Raw genomic sequence first — 14565 nt, forward strand, 5'->3', positions numbered from 1 at the left:
GTTCCCAGGATGAAGGTGCCCATCGCCATCACCGATTCTCAACGACCGGTAAACGCGTCCCCCGTTCGGCCGGTTCCACCGGCCGCGCTCAGGCGTCCACGTGCTTCAGGACCAGCGTGGCGTTGGTCCCGCCGAACCCGAAGGAGTTGGTCAGGACGTGGCCGAGCTGGGCGCCGTCCCGGCGCTCGCGCAGGATCGGCATGTCGGCGAAGGCGGGATCGAGCTCGTCGATATGCGCGCTCTCGCAGATGAAGCCGTTGTTCATCATCAGCAGGCTGTAGATCGCCTCCTGGACCCCCGTGGCGCCCAGAGAATGACCGGTCAGGGACTTCGTTGCCGAGATCGGCGGACAGGCGTCCCCGCGACCGAACACCTCGCGGATCGCTTCGATCTCCTTGTCGTCGCCCACGGGCGTCGAGGTCGCGTGCGGGTTGATGTAGTCGATCCGCGCGCCCTTCAGGCCGTCCAGAGCCTGGCGCATGCAGCGCACGGCACCCTCGCCCGACGGCGCGACCATGTCGTGGCCGTCCGACGTGGCGCCGTAGCCCGCGACCTCGCCGTAGATCCGGGCGCCGCGAGCCTTGGCGTGCTCCAGCTCCTCCAGCACCAGCACGCCGGCTCCGCCCGCGATGACGAAGCCGTCGCGGGCGGCGTCGTAGGCCCGGGAGGCGCGGGACGGCGTGTCGTTGAACTTCGACGACATGGCGCCCATCGCGTCGAACAGCACCGACAGGGTCCAGTCCAGGTCCTCGCAGCCGCCGGCGAAGATGATGTCCTGCCGGCCGCCCTGGATGATCTCGGCGGCGTTGCCGATGCAGTGATTCGACGTCGCGCAGGCCGACGAGATCGAGTAGTTCACGCCGCGGATCTTGAACCACGTCGCCAGCGTCGCCGAGGCTGTGGACGACATCGCCTTCGGCACGGCGAACGGGCCGATCCGCTTCGGGCCCTTGTCGCGGGCGATGGCGGCGGCTTCCACGATCACCCGGGTCGAGGGCCCGCCCGAGCCCATGATGATGCCGGTGCGCTCGTTCGAGATGTCGCCCGCGTCCAGACCCGCATCCTGGATCGCCTGGTCCATGGCGACGTGATTCCAGGCGGTGCCACCGCCGTGGAAGCGCATGGCGCGCCGGTCGACAACGCCCTCCGGGTCGAGGTTGGGCGCGCCGGACACCTGGCTGCGGAAGCCGTGCTCGGCGTAGCTGGCGTCGCGCGCGATGCCCGAGCGGGCCTCGCGCAGGGAGGCGAGCACCTCCTGCGTGTTGTTGCCGATGGACGAGACGATGCCCATCCCGGTGATGACGACACGGCGCATGATGGTGACACTACCTCCGTCGCGGCCGCGGTCGCCCGCGGCGCGTCCCGGTCAGCTAAGGTGACGCGGACACAATCTCAACAGCCGAAAGCGCTCGGCGTTGCAGCTGGGCCAGAAACGGAGGCCCTGCGGCGCCGGCTCAGCTCTGGAACAGGCCGACCCGCATGTCCTGGACCTGGTACACCCGCTCGCCGTCGGCCTCGAGCCAGCCGTCGCCGATGCCGAGGACGAGCTTGCCCTGGCGGACCCGCTTCACGTCGACATTGTAGACGACCTTCTTGATCGTCGGCAGGACCTGGCCGGCGAGCTTCACCTCGCCCACGCCGAGGGCGCGGCCCCGGCCCGGCGAGCCGAGCCAGCCGAGATGGAAGCCGAGCATCTGCCACAGGGCATCGAGCCCGAGGCAACCCGGCATCACGGGGTCACCCTGGAAGTGGCAGGGAAAGAACCAGAGGTCGGGCCGGATATCGAGCTCGGCCGTCACGTGCCCCTTGCCGTGGGCGCCGCCGTCAGCCGCGATCGATGTGATCCGGTCGAACATCAGCATGGGCGGCAGCGGCAGCTGCGCGTTGCCGGGCCCGAAGAGTTCGCCGCGCCCGCAAGCCAGGAGTTCCTCATAGGAGTAGTGCGACTGGCGGCTCGCGCTCTGCGCGGGTTTCTCGGCGTCTGGCGGCATTGCTGTGGCTGTTTCCTCGGGCTGGCGCGCACGGCGCGTTCGCGGGCGATGTCGCTCGCCCTTGCGGAGGCGCGGGGGTTAACACGGGCCGCCGCACCGTCAAAGCCGTCAACCGCCGTCGATGCGGCGCAGCAACACTCGGGTTGCGACAGCCTGCCCGGTCTCATATACTGTCGAGACGTCCGTTCCCCAGGCCCCTTGTCGAGCGTTCAGTCCAGCGATGTCCGAACCGGTGCCCTTCCAGGCCGTCTTCAACGGGCGGGTCCCCGTCCCTCAGCTGGAGGCGAACGGGACACCGCGCCGCGGCTGCCCGCTCTCCGACCTGCGCGACCGCCTGCGCCGGGCCGGCCTGCGGCCGACGCGGCAGCGCCTGTCGCTGGGCTGGCTGCTGTTCGGCCGCGGCGACCGCCACCTGACCGCCGAGATGCTCTACGACGAGGCGATGCGGGCGAAGGTGCCGGTCTCCCTGGCGACGGTCTACAACACGCTGCACCAGTTCACCGAGGCGGGCCTGCTGCGCCAGCTCGCGCTCGACGGGTCGAAGGCCTATTTCGACACCAATCCGACCGAGCACCACCACTTCTATCTCGAGGACGAGAGCCAGGTGATCGACATGCCGGATTGCGGCATCACGGTCGATTCGTTGCCCGAGGCGCCGGAGGGCATGGAGATCGCCGGCGTCGAGGTGATCGTCCGCCTGCGCCGCAGCCGTCCGGCGGGTCGCCGCCAGGGCTGACGCCCGCCGCGCTCCGAGATCACCAGGATCGCTGCAAGGCCCGGCATCGTCCGGGCCTTCGTTTTTTCGCGGCCAGGAGAGCGTTGAGGCGCGAGGCGCCGCACAAATCGTCACGGCGGACCGTTCGGCGACTTGAGCCGGGTCCTCCGGACGCCGATGGTCTACGACATCAGGGTCGCGCGCAGTCATTCCGGGGCGCCGCAGCCGAGCCCGGACTCCAGATCCGCCGACGGTACCAGATCCTGATCCAGCGGTGTTTATGGATCCCGGGCTCCGCTGCGCGGCCCCGGAATGACGGGGCGTTCGGCGCGTTGGTGTCGCCAGTCGTGCAGCATCCTCCCTGACGCACGCCAGTGCGCCGGTCGCGTCAACCGGAGACTACTCCACCACCTCGTTCGGGTAGACGCCCCAGAGGCGGTTCTGCCGGATGTAGCCGTCCACGTCCCGCTTGTTCGGAAGCGCGACGATGAGGCGGCACCACGTTCCCGTGCAGCTCTTCACGCTGCCGATGACGCCGGTTTGCAGCCGCGCCTCGTCCTCGGCACCGTCGTCGGCCTTCGCCCGGAGAGAGACGGCGGCCTTCTCGACGCCCTTGTCGGGTCCGGCATTCACCAGGGCCGTGCGCCGCCCGGAGAGGAGCGAGTGCAGCACCCAGCCCTCCGTGCCCTCCGAATCGCGGATCCGGCGCCACGTCTCGAACTCGCCCACGATCTCCACGGGCAGGCCGGCGCGCTGGAAGACCCAGAGGGTCCGGTGATCCTTCGACGGGCCCTCGCGGAGATTGACCCGGTCCGTCTTCAGGCTGGCGTAGCGGGGCAGCGGCAGCTTGGTCACCGGGCCGACCCCGGTCTCGGGGGGTGTCGGCGCGGCCGCGGCCCCGGTCGCGAGGCCGCCGGCCAGCAGCGCCGCGACGGCGAAGCTGAGGCGTGGCACGCGCATGGTCCTCTCCCATTCTCTGACGCGACGCGGTTCGGTGCCGGGCATGTCCGAAGCGGGGCCCGTCCGGCAAGCGGGCCGGGCCGGCTTCCGATTGTGTTCCGGCCCACCTCTGGTAGAGAGGCCAATGGGTCGAAACAGGCTCCGGGACCGGCGCCTCGTGACCGATCCTGTCTGGCCGAGTTCGGTTAACGGACGCTTGCGGGAAGCGGTCCGCGCAAGAGCCGCCGGGCCCGAGCCGCAATCAGGGCCGCAAGGCCGACCGGGGAGAGAGACGTGTCGAAGCGCAAGCCGCTGGTGGTCGTGACGCGGCGCCTTCCGGATGCCGTCGAGACGCGGATGCGCGAGCTGTTCGACGTCCGGCTGAATTCGGAGGACGCGCCGATGGCGGCCGACGCCATGGCGTCGGCCCTGCGCGAGGCCGACGTGCTCGTGCCCACCGTGACCGACGAGATCGATGCCGGCCTGATCGCGCAGGCGGGGCCGAATCTCCGGCTCATCGCCAACTTCGGCAACGGCGTCGATCACATCGACGTGTCGGCAGCGCTGGAGCGCGGCATCACGGTCACCAACACCCCCGGCGTCCTGACCGAGGACACGGCCGACATGACGATGGCGCTGATCCTCGCGGTGGCCCGCCGGGTCACCGAGGGCGCGCGCATCATCCCGGACGACGAGTGGACCACCGGCTGGTCGCCGACCTGGATGCTCGGCCGGCGCATCACCGGCAAGCGCCTCGGCATCGTCGGCATGGGCCGGATCGGGCAGGCGCTGGCCAAGCGTGCCCGTGCCTTCGGCCTGCAGGTGCATTACCACAATCGCCGCCGCGTGCCCGCCGCCATCGAGGGCGCGCTCGATGCGACCTACTGGGAATCCCTCGACCAGATGCTGGCCCGGGTCGACATCGTGTCGGTCAACTGCCCGCACACGCCCGCGACCTATCATCTCCTCTCGGCGCGTCGCCTCAAGCTGCTCAAGCCCGAGGCCGTCGTGGTGAACACCGCCCGCGGCGAGGTGATCGACGAGAACGCCCTCGCGCGCCTGATCGAGGGCGGCGAGATCTCGGCCGCCGGTCTCGACGTGTTCGAGCAGGAGCCGGCGGTCAGCCCGCGCCTCGTCAAGCTGGCCCGCCAGGGCAAGGTGGTCCTCCTGCCCCACATGGGCTCGGCCACCTACGAGAGCCGCACCGACATGGGCGAGAAGGTCATCATCAACATCAAGACCTTCATGGACGGGCACCGTCCGCCAGACCGCATCCTGCCGAGCATGCTCTGATCGGGCGCCGACGCGCGCCGTCTTTGCGGGCGGCGCGAAGCAACCCAGACGGCGCTCCGCGCGCCGGCCTCGCCGTGCCCTGGGTCACTGCGCTCCGTTCGTGACGACCGAGGGTCGGTTTCACACGAACGACGCGGTGGAAAGCCGCCCTACAGAACGTCCCCGGTCACCGCCTTCGGCTTGGACATGCCCTGCACGCCCTGGAACAGGCGTTCGCTGGTCAGCTTGAGGAAGTAGAAGCCGAATTCCGGATTCTGGAAGTAGAGCTGCTTGACGTCCGAGTAGGACACGCACAGCGCGTGGCCGGCCTCGACGCAGACCAGCGAGGCCGTGCGGGCGTTCTCGGGCGACAGGAGGCCCAGCTCGCCGACGATTCCGCCCGCGCGGACCTCGATCCCGACCTCCGGGATCCGGAACACGCCGCTCTCGATGTAGTACATCTCGTCGGCAGTATCGCCCTTCCGGAACACGACCTCGCCGATGCCGAACGGCCGGCGCGAGCCGAAGGGGCGCAGCCATTCGAGGGAGAGGTCGCCGTCGGCCGCCGTCTCGACATCGCGGACGAGGCGCAGCATCTGCCAGAGCCGGTAGGCGTTGAACGGCATCTGGATCAGCTCGGTCAGCACCACCGGCATGCTGCCGATGAGGATGCCGTAGGTGATCACCGCGACGCTCGCGCAGAGCGAGATGATCCGCAGCGGGATCATCGTGCTCATGGCGGTGGCCGAGATTGTCAGCGCGGTGCCGAGGTATCCGATGCCCTCGATCCAGTCCATGGCGGCCCCCTAAAGCTCGTCGCCCGGGGGATGCCTGTCTTGTCCGGTCCCGGCAAGGTAATGCGGGGCCTCCGGTGCGCGCCCGCCTCAGGTTGTGCCCGCGCGGATACGCTCCGGGGCCGCCTGCGCGACGCGGGCGGCGACGGCCTCGGCGGCGCGCACGCCCTCCTCGTAGGCGCCGCCTACCGTCCCCCACTGCGCCCGCGAGAGCGCCTCTCCGGCGAACCACACCGTGTCGGCGAGGGGCTCCCGCAGGAGAAGGCGGGCGGGCGCATGGCCGGGCGGCACGACCGCCCAGGATCCCCGTGACCACGGGTCGTGGCGCCACGCGCTCACCGCCGGGATGGTCAGGTCGCGCAGTCGCGCCCGCCCGAACAGGGAACCGAGGACCGCGCGGACGTGGCGGCGCACGCCGTCCGCGCCGGCGCCGGCGGCGTCGAGGGCGGCGGCCTCGTGCAGGTCGAGTTCGTAGTAGTGGAACGGCGTCCCGTCGATGCGGGTGAGCAGGCCGGCCGGCGTGCGGCGCTTGCCGTGCGTCGCCGCCAGCCGGTCGCGACCCCGGAACGGGCTCGACGGCCAGTGCAGCACAGCGTGCTCGTAGATGCCGGTGGTGAAGCCGTCGATGGCCGCGCGGACCGCGTTCGGCAGCGGCGGCGTGAAGGCCGGGCCGTCGCGCAGAACCATCATGGGCACCGTCAGGATCAGCGCGCGCGCCCGGTACTCCGCGCCGCCTTCCGTGATGACCCGGACGCGGCCCCCCGACCACTCGATCCGGGCTGCCGGCGCGGAGAGCCGGATCGGCAGCCCGTCGGCGAGGCGGGCGAGATAGCTGCCGTAACCGCCGGCGAGGAAGTAGTTGTCGCCGTATTCGAGGCTCGGGAAGTCGTGGAGCGAGACCTCGCTCAAGGGCCGCCCGGAGACGAGGCCGTGGACCTGCGCGACCCGTCGCCCCCAGGGACCGAGACCCGGCGGCAGGGCGCTGGCGGCCGGCCTGTCGGCGCCGGGCCGCGCGGCGCCGCGCGTCATCGCCCGGTCGGCGCGTTCGAAGGCGCGGGCATTGGCGTGGACCGCGTCCAAACCGCCGGGCCGGCCGTCGACCCAGACGTGGCTGTCCTGGGGTGCCCGGCGCAGCCGCTCGCCGCGGGCGCGTCCCAGCGCGACCAGGGGATTGATCGGCCCGGCATGGAGCCAGTGGGCGCCGAGGTCGAGGGAGTGGCCGCGCAGGGACACCGTCAGGGCGCGCCCGCCGACCCGGTCGCGCGCCTCCAGCACCGCGACGGTCACGCCGCGTGCCGTGAGGGTCCGGGCCGCGCCGATCCCGGCCGCGCCGGCCCCGATGACCAGCACCTCCGGCTCCGCCGGCAGCGCCGCGAGACGCGGCGCGCAGGCGGGCCGACGCGGCGGATCGGCGCTCCTGAAGCCGGCCGCCTGCGACATCGCGTGTCCCCTCTCCGCGTCCTGCACGTGCCCTCCCCGCCGCTCGCCCCGCCGCCGTCGCGGCCTTGCGCCGCCGGCCGCACCGTTTCACAACGCAGCCGCGCCGCCCCCGGCGCGGGCCGGAACCATCGCCCGATGCTCGTCGAGTCCGCCGCGGCGGCCCTGCGCCAGACCTTCTCGCCGCCGCTCCGCGCGATCCTGTGGAAGTCCCTCGGCCTGACGCTCGGGCTGCTGGCCCTGATCTGGCTCGGCCTCACCCGGCTGATCCAGGCGTTCCAGGCAAGCCATCACATCTCGGCCCAGTACCCGATCCTCGACAGCCTCGCCTACTACCTCGCCGGCTTCGGCCTCGTGGTGGTGCTCGCCTACCTCATGCCGGCCGTCTCGATCCTGGTGGCGGGTTTCTTCCTGGACGACGCGGCCGCGATCGTGGAGCAAACCGACTTCCCCGAGGATCCGCCCGGCCGCGCCATGCCGTTCGGCACCGCGATGCTGTACGCGGTCCGCTTCGCCGGTGTGACGCTGCTGGTCAACCTCGCCGCCCTGGTGATCTTCTTCGTCCCGGTGATCGGCATCGCGGCGTTCTTCGCCGCCAACGCCTACCTCCTCGCCCGCGAGTATTTCGAGATGGCGGCAGCCCGGTTCCGACCCCTGCCCGAGGCCGCCGAGATGCGCCGCGCCTTCTCGGGCCGGACGCTGGCCGCCGGCTGCCTCCTCGCGGCCCTGATGGTGGTGCCGATCCTCAACCTGCTGACGCCGCTCTTCGGGATCGCCCTGATGGTCCACCTGCACAAGCGCCTGAGCCGGCGCCCGCGCCTGACCGGACCTCGCCCGGCCTGAGCGGCGCCGGTGCGGCCAAACTCCGCTCTGGCGGCCAAGGCCTGCGGCCGCTACCTTCGCGGTGAACCCGGCCGCACGCTCGGGCGGAGAGCGGATCGATGAAGGCGCACGACGCGGGCGCGGAGGTACCCCCGCCGCCCGGCAAGGCCCCGTTCCTCCTCGCCGGTCTCGTCGGTGCCGGGCTCCTGGCCTGGGGCGCCTACGGCCACTGGCAGCGGGACGTCGAGGCGACCGCCACGCTGGAGCAGACCAAAACCCTCGTGCCGCAGGTCCGCGTGATCGCGGCGGAGCGGGCCGACGGACCCCTGGATCTGGTGTTGCCGGGGGAGATGCAGGCCTTCACCACGGCGGCGATCGCCGCGCGCGCCACGGGCTACATCGCGGAGCGCCGCGTCGACATCGGCGCGCGGGTCAAGGCCGGCGACCTGCTTCTGCGGATCGCCGCCCCGGATCTCGATCAGCAGCTCGCCCAGGCCGAGGCGCAGGTCGGCCAGCTGAAGGCGCAGCTCCTGCAGGCGCAGGCGCAGGTCGAGCAGGCCCGCGCCAACGTGAACCTCGCCAACCTCACCAACAACCGCACCTCGACGCTGGCGGTGCAGGGCTGGGCCTCGCGGCAGAATGCCGACAATTCGCAGGCCAGCGTCCTCTCCCAGGCGGCGACCCTGGCGGCCGCCGAGGCCGGCGTGAAGGTCGCCACCGCCAACATCAAGGCGCAGGAAGCCGCGGTGGAGCGGCTCAAGGCGCTGACCGCCTTCGAGCGGGTCGTCGCGCCCTTCGACGGCGTCGTCACGACCCGCAATGTCGATGTCGGCGATCTGGTCCGCGCCGACAACGGCGGCACGCCGCTCCTCAGCATCGACGAGGACAGCACCCTGCGCATCACCGTGAACGTTCCGCAGAACGATGCCGTCGGGATCAAGCCGGGCGTGAAGGCCGTCATCACCGTGCCGCAGCTCCCGGGCCGCAGCTTCGACGGCTTCGTCGAGCGCAGCTCGGTGGCCCTGAACGCCGCCTCGCGCACCCTCACCACGCAGGTGGACGTGCCCAATGCCGACCGCACCCTGCGGGCCGGGCTCTACGCCTACGTGACCCTGAAGATCCCGCGCACCGAGACGACGATCTCGATCCCCGCGGAGGCGACCGTGTTCAACAGCCAGGGGCTGCAGGTCGCGGAGGTCGGCGCCGACGACCGGGTGACGTGGCGCACGGTGCGGGTGCGGCGCGACCACGGGCGCACCCTGGAGCTCGACTCCGGCCTGACGGCCGACAGTCACGTCATCTACAGCCCGCCGCCCGACCTGCGGGACGGACAGGCGATCGAGCGCCGGAAGCCGGCGCCGCCAACCCCGCCGCTGCGGTCGGCCCAGCGCTGACAGGCCTCAATCCACGCGGACGACGAGCTTCATCTTCGGGTGGATCCCGCAGAGGACCTGGAAGGTCCCGCGCTCGGTGAAGGTGATCGGCGTGCGGCTGCCCGGCTCCTGATCGCCGGAATCGAAGTTGAAGCTGTCCGACTCGACGAAGACGTGGTGCAGAAGGTCACTATCGTCGTTGACGAAGGTAATCGTCTCGCCGCGGCCGACGGTGAGGTTGCCGGGATGGAACATGCGGCCCTTCTGCGACACCGCTATTCCCGAGGCGCTCAGCGTCCCGCTCAGGAGTAGACCGCACAGCGCACCGGCGGTCAGAGCCAGCGCGGCCGGGATCACTGCAGACCAGCGCGACGAAACGGACAACCGCAGCTTGGAGGCGTACATGCTAGTCCCCGGGTTCTGAAGTCTAGCCTTGCCAAGATTTCGTTGAGAAAACATTTTTTCGTCGGGTGAACGCGCGGGCGAGGCCCGATCTGCGGTCTTTCAGCCGCCGGATGCCCGGACTGACGCACGAAATTCTCGTCGCGGTCGGATAATCGCCTCTTAACATGTGCCAATTACAGATGACGGCACGTGCGATGCGGCGACCGGTGCGATGCGAGACCCCGATACAGCGACGGAGGAGAACGGGCGGCCATCGGCGCCCGGCCCGGCGCGCTGGGCCTTCGGGCTGACAACCACGATCCGAAGCCGGATCTTCGTGGCGTTCCTGGGCATGAGCCTGCTGTCGGCGGCGCTCGGGCTCTACGCGGTGGTGGCGATCTCGCACATCGGGACGCTGATCAACCGCACGTACGACGAATCCCTGATGTCCATCAATTACGCCCGCGCGACGGCGGCCGACTTCGCCAAGATGCGCATGGCCTTCGCGCGGCGGATGAGCCGTCACGATGCTGCCGAAAAGGCCAAGCTGGACGCGGAGATCGCGGACCTCTCGACGACGCTGGCCGAGGATCTCACGATCGCGGTCGAGCGCTCCCAGTCCGACCGGGCGGTCCGCACGGCCGGTGCCGTCCAGGCGGCGGTCACCACCTGGGAGGAGATGCGCCGCGCGCTCGATCCGGCCACGGCGCGGCCGGAGCGCTGGGATGCCCTGGACCAGCAGGCCAGCGTGGTCGACAGCCAGATCGACCTGCTGGTGAACTACACGGCGGGCGACGGCTTCACGTTCCGTCAGGCGGCCCGCACACTCGTCGCCTGGGAGATGCGGCTCAACACCATCGCCACCGTCCTGGCCATCGCGGTCTGCGCGCTGATCGCGTGGCTGCTCAACCGCCGGATCACCGGGCCGCTGGCGGCCGCGTCGGCCGCCGCCGAGCGCATCGCGAGCGGCCGGCTCGACGACCGGATCCCGGCCGGCGGCCGCGACGAACTGGGCAGCCTCCTGCGCTCCATGGCGGTGATGCGCGACAACATCCAGTCCATGATGGCGCGCGAGGTCAGCCAGCGCCGCCGCGCCGAGGCGCTGGTGGCGGACGCGCTCCAGACCTCGCGCGAGGCCGTGGTGATCGTCGATTCGGCCGGGCGCATCGCGATGGCCAACGCCCAGGCCCTGCGCTTCTTCGACGGGCTCGAGGCGGCCCTGGAGGCCGGAACCTGCCTGGAGCTCCCGGCCGGCGGAGCGGAGTGCCCCGATGCGGAAGCGCTCGCGGAATGCTTCCGGGCGCTGGCCCGCGACGGCGACATCCGCCTCGCGGACGGACGCTGGCTGCGCGTCAGCCGCAGCGCCACCCAGCAGGGCGGGTTCATCGCCGTGTGCAGCGACATCAGCCTGCTGAAGGAGCAGGAAGATCGCCTGACCCAGACCAACCTCCGCCTCGATGCCGCCCTCGACAACATGTCGCAGGGCCTCTGCCTGTACGACGCGCAGGACCGGCTGATGGTCGTCAACCGGCGCTACAGCGAGATCTTACGGCCTGCCGGCGCGGGCCGTCGTGCCGGGCATGTCGACCCTGGAGGTCATGCAGGCCAGCCTGGCGGCCGGCAACCATCCCGGCTGCACCCTGGACATGATGATCCGGCAGCAGGGCGAGGCCTTCCAGAACGGTGCGTGGCGCACGCATTTCCAGGACCTCAGCAACGGCCGCATCGTCGCCATCGATCGCCGGCAGACCGCCGATGGCGGCTTCGTCGCCACCTACGAGGACGTGACCGAGCGCCGGCGCGCCGAGGCCCGGATCGCTTTCCTGGCCCATCACGACATGCTGACCGGCCTGCCGAACCGCGTGGCGCTGGGCCAGCAGATCGAGATGGCGGTCGCGCAGGCCGGCCGGGACCAGGGTTTCGCGGTCTTCGCCATCGATCTCGACGACTTCCGGCCGGTGAACGAGACCCTGGGGCACGGCGTCGGCGACGAGCTCCTCGCCGCGGTGGCCAACCGGCTGACCGCCTGCGTGCGCGAGATCGACTGCGTGGCCCGGCTCGGCGCCGACGAGTTCATCATCGTCCAGCGCGGCATCGACCGTCCGGAGGATGCCGCCGTGCTGGCCCGCCGCATCATCGAGGTGGTGAGCGCGCCCTACAGCCTCAGCAGCCACGAGATCAGCGTCGGTCTGACCATCGGCATCACCCTGGCGCCGGGCGACGGGACGAGTTGCGAGAAGCTCCTCAAGAACGCCGAGGTCGCCCTCGACCGCGGCAAGACCGAGGCACGGGGCTCCTTCCGGTTCTTCGAGCCCGAGATGGACGCCCGGCTCCAGGCGCGCCGGAACCTCGAGCGCGACCTGCGCGACGCCCTCACCCGCGAGGCGTTCGAGGTCTACTATCAGCCGATCTACAGCCTCGACACGGATCGGATCTGCGGCTTCGAGGCGCTGCTGCGCTGGAACCACCCGACCCGCGGCTTCGTCTCGCCGACGGAGTTCATTCCGATCGCCGAGGAACTCGGCCTGATCGTGCCGCTCGGCGAGTGGGTCCTGCGCCGCGCCTGCGAGGAGGCGGCCCGTTGGCCGGACGGTCTCAAGGTCGCCGTCAACGTCTCGGCGGTGCAGTTCGCCTCGGCGAGCCTCGTGACCGCCGTGCGCGAGGCCCTGCGCCGGACCGGCCTGCCCGGCCGGCGGCTGGAGCTGGAGATCACCGAATCGGTGCTGGTGGCCAATCCCGGCGCGACCACGGCGATCCTGCACAGCCTCAAGGCGCTGGGCGTGCGTGTGGCGATGGACGATTTCGGCACGGGCTACTCATCGCTGAGCTACCTGCGCTCCTTCCCCTTCGACAAGATCAAGATCGACCAGTCCTTCGTGCGCGATCTCTGCATCGCGGACGGGACCGACTTCATCGTGCGGGCGGTGATCGGGCTGGGGGCGAGCCTCGGCATGACGACCACCGCGGAGGGTGTCGAGACGGAGGCCCAGCTCGCGCGGCTGCGCGCGGAAGGCTGCGACGAGGTTCAGGGCTTCCTGTTCAGCCGGCCCGTTCCGGTCCCGGAGGTCGCGGCGGTCATCCGCCGGTGGAACGAACCCACCCGCGCGATCGCTTGAGCGGCCGTGCCAGGCGCCTGCCCACGCCCTTTGCAAGCTACGATGTTCACACATCTGCGCCGACGCACTCTCCTCCCCCTTGAGGGAGGAGTTGGAGGTGGGGGTGGTGCAGCATGGGGCTAGGCGGTGCCTTCCGCACCACCCCCACCCCTGACCCTCCCCGCAAGGGGAGGGGAATAGCGCCTCATCTTTGGAGGGTTCAGTGTCGGGCCAAGAAGTGTGAAGCCGCCCGCGTCTTTTGAGGAGGGTAAGGTGCGCGCCCTGCCCTACTCCGCCGCGTCGAGGCGCGGGCGCTCCACGTGGCTGCGCTCCGCCTTGACCAGTTCGGCCGTACGGAACGCCACCTCCAGCGCCTGCTCGGCGTTGAGGCGCGGGTCGCAGTAGGTGTGGTAGCGGTCCTGCAGGTCGTCGGCCGTGAGCGCCCGAGCGCCGCCCGTGCACTCGGTCACGTCCTTGCCGGTCATCTCCAGGTGGATGCCGCCCGCGATGGTGCCCTCGGCCCGGTGAACGCCGAAGAAGCCCTCGATCTCCTGCATCACCCGCTCGAACGGCCGGGTCTTGTAGCGGCCGGCCGGGATCGTGTTGCCGTGCATCGGATCGCAGGTCCACACCACCGAGCGCCCTTCCCGCTCGACCGCCCGGATCAGAGCCGGCAGATGATCGCCAACCTTGTCGGCGCCGAAGCGGCAGATCAGGCTGAGGCGGCCGGCCTCGTTCTCCGGGTTGAGCAGGTCGATCAGCCGGATCAGACCGTCCGCCTTCATGGACGGGCCGCACTTGAGGCCGATCGGGTTCTTGATGCCGCGGGCGTATTCCACGTGGGCGTGGTCCGGTTGCCGGGTGCGGTCGCCGATCCACAGCATGTGGCCCGAGGTTGCGTACCAGTCGCCGGTAGTCGAATCGACGCGGGTCAGCGCCTCCTCGTAGCCGAGCAGCAGGGCCTCGTGGCTGGTGTAGAAGTCGGTGGTCCGCACCTCCGGATGGGTCTCCGGATTGATGCCGATCGCCCGCATGAAGTCGAGGGCGTCGGTCATCCGGCCGGCCACGTCCTGGTAGCGGGACGATTGCGGCGAATCCTTCACGAAGCCCAGCATCCAGCGATGCGCGTTCTCCAGGTTGGCGTAGCCGCCCGTGGCGAAGGCGCGCAGCAGGTTCAGGGTCGCGGCCGACTGGCGGTAGGCCTCGAGCTGCCGCCGCGGATCGGGCACCCGGGCCTCCTCCGAGAAGCCGATGCCGTTGACGATGTCGCCGCGGTAGCTCGGCAGGCTCACGCCATCCAGCGTCTCGGTGGGCGAGGACCGCGGCTTGGCGAACTGCCCGGCGATGCGCCCGACCTTCACCACCGGCGAGCCGCCCGCGAAGGTCAGCACCATCGCCATCTGCAGGAACACCCGAAAGAAATCGCGGATGTTGTCGGCCGAATGCTCGTCGAAGCTCTCGGCGCAGTCGCCGCCCTGGAGGAGAAAGGCCTGGCCCGCCGCGACGCGCGCGAGCGCCGCCTTCAGCTTGCGGGCCTCACCGGCAAAGACCAGCGGCGGAAAGCTCGCGATCTGCGACTCGACGGCACCGAGGGCGGCGGCGTCCGGATAGGTGGGGACCTGCTCGATCGGCAGATGTCTCCAGCTCTTCGGTGTCCAACGCTCGCCCATGACCTCTCTCCGCGCACCCCTTCGTGCGACCGCGCCTCGTGCGCGAAGCGCGGCTTATAGAGAGGTTCCCGCA

At 70.7% G+C, this 14565-nt stretch carries 11 protein-coding genes and 1 pseudogene; 5 read left to right on the top strand and 7 right to left on the bottom strand.

The window, feature by feature from the left end; genetic code table 11:
- Positions 1 to 88: 88 nt before the first annotated feature.
- Together fabB and fabA are read right to left on the bottom strand one after the other, a co-directional pair.
- Positions 89 to 1315 (bottom strand): beta-ketoacyl-ACP synthase I, encoded by a 1227-nt coding sequence (gene fabB, locus MMSR116_RS06645; protein WP_010683387.1) that lies wholly within the window; start codon positions 1313 to 1315, stop codon positions 89 to 91.
- Between the two features lie 139 nt (positions 1316 to 1454).
- Complete coding sequence (gene fabA, locus MMSR116_RS06650; RefSeq protein WP_010683388.1) at positions 1455 to 1991, bottom strand: 3-hydroxyacyl-[acyl-carrier-protein] dehydratase FabA; 537 nt, start codon at positions 1989 to 1991, stop codon at positions 1455 to 1457.
- 220 nt (positions 1992 to 2211) lie between these two features.
- Between fabA and irr the strand changes: the two genes are divergently transcribed.
- On the top strand, positions 2212 to 2727 hold the full coding sequence (gene irr / locus MMSR116_RS06655; protein WP_039892848.1) for a Fur family transcriptional regulator Irr: 516 nt from the start codon (positions 2212 to 2214) through the stop codon (positions 2725 to 2727).
- Positions 2728 to 3105: 378 nt separating this feature from the next.
- Here the strand turns inward: irr and MMSR116_RS06660 are convergent, their stop codons facing one another.
- Entirely contained in the window at positions 3106 to 3666 is a 561-nt protein-coding gene (locus tag MMSR116_RS06660; protein WP_010683390.1) for an SH3 domain-containing protein, read from the bottom strand.
- Between the two features lie 273 nt (positions 3667 to 3939).
- On the opposite strand from MMSR116_RS06660, the gene MMSR116_RS06665 reads away from it, so the two are divergent.
- A complete protein-coding gene (locus tag MMSR116_RS06665; RefSeq protein ID WP_010683391.1) occupies positions 3940 to 4938 on the top strand; it encodes a 2-hydroxyacid dehydrogenase in 999 nt (332 codons plus the stop codon).
- 149 nt (positions 4939 to 5087) lie between these two features.
- Here MMSR116_RS06665 and MMSR116_RS06670 read toward each other — a convergent pair whose 3' ends face one another.
- Both MMSR116_RS06670 and MMSR116_RS06675 read right to left on the bottom strand, forming a co-directional pair.
- Entirely contained in the window at positions 5088 to 5714 is a 627-nt protein-coding gene (locus tag MMSR116_RS06670) for a Crp/Fnr family transcriptional regulator (protein ID WP_010683392.1), read from the bottom strand.
- An 87-nt stretch (positions 5715 to 5801) separates the two neighbouring features.
- Complete coding sequence (locus tag MMSR116_RS06675) at positions 5802 to 7151, bottom strand: flavin monoamine oxidase family protein (protein WP_039892852.1); 1350 nt, start codon at positions 7149 to 7151, stop codon at positions 5802 to 5804.
- A gap of 135 nt (positions 7152 to 7286) precedes the next feature.
- Between MMSR116_RS06675 and MMSR116_RS06680 the strand changes: the two genes are divergently transcribed.
- On the top strand, positions 7287 to 7991 hold the full coding sequence (locus tag MMSR116_RS06680) for a sulfate transporter family protein (RefSeq protein ID WP_039892853.1): 705 nt from the start codon (positions 7287 to 7289) through the stop codon (positions 7989 to 7991).
- 98 nt (positions 7992 to 8089) lie between these two features.
- On the top strand, positions 8090 to 9364 hold the full coding sequence (locus MMSR116_RS06685; RefSeq protein WP_010683394.1) for an efflux RND transporter periplasmic adaptor subunit: 1275 nt from the start codon (positions 8090 to 8092) through the stop codon (positions 9362 to 9364).
- Positions 9365 to 9370: 6 nt separating this feature from the next.
- On the opposite strand, the gene MMSR116_RS06690 is transcribed toward MMSR116_RS06685, so the two are convergent.
- The gene (locus MMSR116_RS06690; RefSeq protein WP_010683395.1) at positions 9371 to 9748 is read right to left on the bottom strand and encodes a cupredoxin domain-containing protein; all 378 of its coding nucleotides are present in this window, start codon (positions 9746 to 9748) and stop codon (positions 9371 to 9373) included.
- A 211-nt stretch (positions 9749 to 9959) separates the two neighbouring features.
- Between MMSR116_RS06690 and MMSR116_RS06695 the strand changes: the two are divergent.
- A pseudogene (locus MMSR116_RS06695) lies at positions 9960 to 12843 on the top strand (EAL domain-containing protein).
- A gap of 266 nt (positions 12844 to 13109) precedes the next feature.
- On the opposite strand, the gene MMSR116_RS06700 reads toward MMSR116_RS06695, so the two are convergent.
- Positions 13110 to 14492, bottom strand: a complete 1383-nt coding sequence (locus tag MMSR116_RS06700; RefSeq protein ID WP_010683397.1) for a class II 3-deoxy-7-phosphoheptulonate synthase — start codon at positions 14490 to 14492, stop codon at positions 13110 to 13112.
- Positions 14493 to 14565: the final 73 nt, after the last annotated feature.

The organism is Methylobacterium mesophilicum SR1.6/6 (assembly GCF_000364445.2).
In the GTDB taxonomy this organism is placed as follows: Bacteria; Pseudomonadota; Alphaproteobacteria; order Rhizobiales; family Beijerinckiaceae; genus Methylobacterium; species Methylobacterium mesophilicum_A.

Excerpts from the sequence above, each read along its gene's own strand:
- fabB (WP_010683387.1), bottom strand. The coding sequence starts at position 1,315 with ATGCGCCGTGTCGTCATCACCGGGATGGGCATCGTCTCGTCCATCGGC.
- fabA (WP_010683388.1), bottom strand. The coding sequence starts at position 1,991 with ATGCCGCCAGACGCCGAGAAACCCGCGCAGAGCGCGAGCCGCCAGTCG.
- irr (WP_039892848.1), top strand. The coding sequence starts at position 2,212 with ATGTCCGAACCGGTGCCCTTCCAGGCCGTCTTCAACGGGCGGGTCCCC.
- MMSR116_RS06660 (WP_010683390.1), bottom strand. The coding sequence starts at position 3,666 with ATGCGCGTGCCACGCCTCAGCTTCGCCGTCGCGGCGCTGCTGGCCGGC.
- MMSR116_RS06670 (WP_010683392.1), bottom strand. The coding sequence starts at position 5,714 with ATGGACTGGATCGAGGGCATCGGATACCTCGGCACCGCGCTGACAATC.
- MMSR116_RS06675 (WP_039892852.1), bottom strand. The coding sequence starts at position 7,151 with ATGTCGCAGGCGGCCGGCTTCAGGAGCGCCGATCCGCCGCGTCGGCCC.
- MMSR116_RS06680 (WP_039892853.1), top strand. The coding sequence starts at position 7,287 with ATGCTCGTCGAGTCCGCCGCGGCGGCCCTGCGCCAGACCTTCTCGCCG.
- MMSR116_RS06685 (WP_010683394.1), top strand. The coding sequence starts at position 8,090 with ATGAAGGCGCACGACGCGGGCGCGGAGGTACCCCCGCCGCCCGGCAAG.
- MMSR116_RS06690 (WP_010683395.1), bottom strand. The coding sequence starts at position 9,748 with ATGTACGCCTCCAAGCTGCGGTTGTCCGTTTCGTCGCGCTGGTCTGCA.
- MMSR116_RS06700 (WP_010683397.1), bottom strand. The coding sequence starts at position 14,492 with ATGGGCGAGCGTTGGACACCGAAGAGCTGGAGACATCTGCCGATCGAG.